This window comes from Rhizobium sp. 01T417, assembly GCF_056398905.1.
Map to the genome: position 1 here is coordinate 1 of NZ_JBFTQH010000084.1, position 3,705 is coordinate 3,705.

Below are 3,705 nucleotides of genomic sequence, written 5' to 3' on the forward strand. Positions count from 1 at the left end.
ATGTCGCTGGAAAGGGAACATGTCGCTGGAAAGGGAACTTGGCTGTCCGCTGTTCATCCGCTCGACCAGACGGGTGGAACTGACCAGGGCAGGGGAGACCTTTTATGATCGCTGTGTGCGGATCTTAAGCGACATCGACCTGACCACCGAACTGACGCGGGCAGCCGGCGGCAGTCGCATCCGCCAGATCAGGATCGGCAGCATCTACCCGGCCACCATGGGCATGCTGCCAACCTTCCTTGCCAAGATCGCCCGCAAGTATCCCGATGTCCGCATCCACATCGCCTCTGGCAATACCGGCGAGATCATCCGCGGCCTGGAGACCGGCCAGCTCAATCTGGGCTTCATCCGCCCGGTGGAAAACATCGGCTCSTTGCGCTTCGTCTCGCTTGCGCATGAGCGCTACTACCTGGCGGTTGGCCATGCCAATCCGCTGGCAGCCAGGGAGGAGATCACGATCGACGATCTGCGCACTCAGAAGATCATCGCCTTTTCCCGGCAGAACCTGTCTTTTACCGAACGATACTTCAATGAGAAGTTCGCGGAATACGACCTCACCGCCAACATTGCCTTCAGCTGCGATGACACCTATGCGCTGGTGTCGCTGGTCTCTGCCGGGCTTGGTATCGGCTTTGCGCCGGAATGGACGCTTGATCTTCCCAATCGCGGCTTTGAACTGAAGAAGGTAAACGGGATCGACTTCCGGATCGGGCTCGGCATTGCCTGGAACAGAGAAGATCCAACCGCTGGCCGCGACGATATCGTCGACATCGCACGGTCGCTGGCACGGCGCGGCTGACAGCATAGACTAACGGATCTAGGCAGGGTCGGTTGCCCCGCTCTTTGTTGCGCTCGCCGAGACGTGATGATGTGGGGGATTGCGCCCTCAGGGCCGAAACCTCAAGCGCAAGCCATGACTCGGCAGGAGCGTCGAAAAAACCTATATGGTCAAGTCGGACGCTCGCATTATAGCACACACCCTGGGGCGTGGTAGTTGCATCAATTATCCGCAGGTGACAGCAACGCTTCGCGGGGGCGCGCGGCGAGTGCTTGAGCTTGATTGCAGGCTGTTGGGCGGCTCGCCGCTCCCCGTTGAGAAGGGCGGAGGCTGCCGAACGCAACGGCTAGGGAGTCACAACCTTAATGCGAATATTCGTCGCGACAAAAACTAATCGTTGACTCGGCAATTTAAGTCCCTTATGAATGCGCCATCGATCTTTTGCTTGCCGAGCTTTGTCTACCGCGCGATTGGCACCGCGCTTTAAGCGAACTTCCCTTTCAAAAACAGTCGGTTTCCGCCTGCGCAGCATGGGCTGCGCGGTTCCTCCATCTATGCTTTGAAAGGGTTCATCATGACCACTGGCACAGTAAAATGGTTCAATTCCACCAAGGGCTTCGGCTTCATCCAACCTGATAACGGTGGCGCAGACGCATTCGTGCACATCTCGGCTGTCGAGCGCGCCGGAATGCGTGAACTCGTCGAAGGCCAGAAGATCGGCTTCGAGCTCGAGCGCGACAACAAGTCGGGCAAGATGTCTGCTACCAATCTGCAGTCCGAATAGAAATTGAGATCTGCTTCCCTTTGACCACGGATGTACTGGCACTGCCGGAAGCTGTTTCACCAAGGCCAGGCGTTTTGCCTGGCCTTTTTTGTTCCGGCTGCTAAGCCGACCCAGTCGAGGTTCCAATGACAGAAGCACACAGCAAATCCCGCCAGCAGGCGGAGATCGCCTTCAGCAACGTCCAGACGCAGTTCTTCTCCAAAAACAACGCTGCAGAAGAGCTGGATTTCGTTGCCCAGGCCAGGGATGCCAAAACTCTTCGACTTCGAGAGGCACGTCTTGCAAAGGCGCTGGCCGACAGCATGTCGGCGACACCCAACCTCATCGCCAAACGCGCCAAGGCGCGCTGATCTCTGCTGCACTCACTATTGGGATAAGAATGAAGAACGCCAGAAAAAACGAAGTTTCCGAGCGCCGTGCCGCATCCGCTGACGCCAAAGCTGCTCTCCTGAACGCCTACCGATCGGCAAGGGCCGCAGCAGAACCAGCCAGAAGCGCAAGGCAGGCCGAACGCGCAGCCATTGCCACCGCTCGTGAAGAGCGGCGTGTTGAACGCGAACGTCTCAAGCTTGAGGAGCAGAAGCGTATCGAGACTGAGGCGACAGCGCGGCAGGCAGCCGTCGAGGCTGCAGCAGTCGCCGAAACCGAAGCGCGGGCGATCGCCGAAAACGCGCGTATAGCGCGGGTGATCGAAGATGAGGCGGTGCGAAAGGCGGACCGAGACCGACGCTATGCCAATCGCAAGGCAAGAAAAGGATAGCTGTTGCCGCTACGCCGCTACCCGCCAGCATGGCGGGTTCGTGTGGGGCACTCGAGATGAAAGGGAGCCCGATGGCCCCGGATACGAACGAACTTCAGGCGATCAACACGTCATGGCAAATCGCCATCCAGGAAATCCTGCGCATGGTTATCCGTGATATGTACCATGCCGGCGGCGAGGCAAATTTCAAGGCGCAGATCAAACGCATCGAAGAGGCCGCAGTAGACAGCATTTACACCGATCTGAGACTTCGAGGAACCAATGAGTGGACCGAGGTGCTCGTCAAGGAACGGGCGAGCAATTTCGTAACCTCCTTGCTGACGTCCTTTACCTACGACCGAGCTTGACCGGGTGCGCGTTTTATTCGAGCGGCAACATTGGTAGCGCGATATCGAATTAATCGCCCCGACCGGGCGGCGCCATCAACGGCTTTATGGGCGAAATCATCGAAGATCATATCCGCCACCGCGTTGACGATGGCAAGCTTGAGCAGTAGCAAGAGACCGGGCTTTCTGAACGCCGTTCGCCCCCAACGAACTCGATCGGCCCTACGGTGGTTCACCGAATGCGCGTTCAGGCAGCTTGCTTCATCGACTTGGCCAGCCGCTTGATCGCCCGTTCGAGCGATCGCTGTCCGTCGCAATAATGCTGCCAGGCGCTCGTCTTTGCGAGCAGCGCCGGCACCGTTCGGATGGTGAACCGCTTCGGATCCAGGTCCGTCTTCACCTGACTCCACGTAAGCGGCATCGACACCGTGCTGAAGGCGCTGCGGCAGAGACCTTCCACCCCTCGGACAGCAATCGCGACAATTTCGCAAACTTCGCGGAATACGAATGCCTGCACGCTGGTGAGGTACGCGAGCCGATGACATCCTATGCGACGGTACTGGGCGAGGAGGGCGGCTGGAAGCATCTGAAAGCCCTCCTTCTTCTCGGCGCCTCGCCTCTTGTGGCAATGCGTGATCCGTTCGACGATGCTTACGAAAAGATTAATGCGCAAGCGAAAGAGCTGTCGGCCTAGACGCGCGCGGCGGGGAGTCAGGGGAACTGAGAACGCGAGTTGTTCGATTCCCCTTCCTACACTGACCCCCATTCAACCCCGCCATCCTTTCGGCGGGTTTTTTTCACGATTGGTTCGCTGGCGTACCGGAACCCGGCAACTCGCTGCGCGTTTTTTGGCAGGACTTGAACGCTCTAGTTCAGACCCACCTTTCCACGTCATCAACTAACCCGCTTCCTTGGGAGCGGGTTCTTTTTGTGCGCCCAGCATGGGCGCATTCTTGTGGGTGGAAGTCCCACCGTAAGCTGGTCACGGCGAACGAAGAGAAGCGCAACTGCGGAAGGGCGACCGACCGTGGGGAGGAAGCGTGGATCGAAACTGCGG

The 3,705-nt window shown here is 58.4% G+C and carries 5 protein-coding genes and 2 pseudogenes; 6 read left to right on the forward strand and 1 reads right to left on the reverse strand.

The genetic code is table 11. From position 1 onward, the window contains the following. Positions 1 to 19 precede the first annotated feature (19 nt). The 5 genes from AC1DPR_RS31370 to AC1DPR_RS31390 all read left to right on the forward strand — a co-directional run bounded on the left by AC1DPR_RS31370 (position 20) and on the right by AC1DPR_RS31390 (position 2,669). Positions 20 to 799, forward strand: coding sequence for a LysR family substrate-binding domain-containing protein (locus AC1DPR_RS31370; RefSeq protein WP_477817953.1), 780 nt, complete (start codon positions 20 to 22; stop codon positions 797 to 799). Between the two features lie 553 nt (positions 800 to 1,352). Continuing rightward, complete coding sequence (locus tag AC1DPR_RS31375) at positions 1,353 to 1,562, forward strand: cold-shock protein (RefSeq protein WP_018116262.1); 210 nt, start codon at positions 1,353 to 1,355, stop codon at positions 1,560 to 1,562. Positions 1,563 to 1,687: 125 nt separating this feature from the next. Continuing rightward, positions 1,688 to 1,912, forward strand: coding sequence for a hypothetical protein (locus AC1DPR_RS31380; protein WP_113162487.1), 225 nt, complete (start codon positions 1,688 to 1,690; stop codon positions 1,910 to 1,912). A 29-nt stretch (positions 1,913 to 1,941) separates the two neighbouring features. After that, positions 1,942 to 2,322 carry a DUF6481 family protein gene (locus AC1DPR_RS31385; RefSeq protein ID WP_477817952.1) on the forward strand — a complete coding sequence of 127 codons (381 nt, stop codon included), beginning with the start codon at positions 1,942 to 1,944 and terminating at the stop codon, positions 2,320 to 2,322. 71 nt (positions 2,323 to 2,393) lie between these two features. After that, positions 2,394 to 2,669: a hypothetical protein gene (locus tag AC1DPR_RS31390; protein WP_018116265.1), complete on the forward strand. Its 276-nt coding sequence runs from the start codon at positions 2,394 to 2,396 to the stop codon at positions 2,667 to 2,669. Between the two features lie 226 nt (positions 2,670 to 2,895). Here AC1DPR_RS31390 and AC1DPR_RS31395 read toward each other — a convergent pair. Then, positions 2,896 to 3,081: pseudogene (locus AC1DPR_RS31395) on the reverse strand (hypothetical protein); the annotation flags it as partial. Between AC1DPR_RS31395 and AC1DPR_RS31400 the strand changes: the two are divergent. Beyond that, positions 3,079 to 3,342: pseudogene (locus AC1DPR_RS31400) on the forward strand (Hint domain-containing protein); the annotation flags it as partial. The pseudogenes AC1DPR_RS31395 and AC1DPR_RS31400 sit on opposite strands and share 3 nt — an antisense overlap. Between the last annotated feature and the right edge of the window lie 363 nt (positions 3,343 to 3,705).

Bases quoted from the DNA above. Each gene is read 5' to 3' on its own strand.
- AC1DPR_RS31380 (WP_113162487.1), top strand. From the start codon at position 1,688: ATGACAGAAGCACACAGCAAATCCCGCCAGCAGGCGGAGATCGCCTTC.
- AC1DPR_RS31385 (WP_477817952.1), top strand. From the start codon at position 1,942: ATGAAGAACGCCAGAAAAAACGAAGTTTCCGAGCGCCGTGCCGCATCC.
- AC1DPR_RS31390 (WP_018116265.1), top strand. From the start codon at position 2,394: ATGGCCCCGGATACGAACGAACTTCAGGCGATCAACACGTCATGGCAA.
- AC1DPR_RS31375 (WP_018116262.1), top strand. From the start codon at position 1,353: ATGACCACTGGCACAGTAAAATGGTTCAATTCCACCAAGGGCTTCGGC.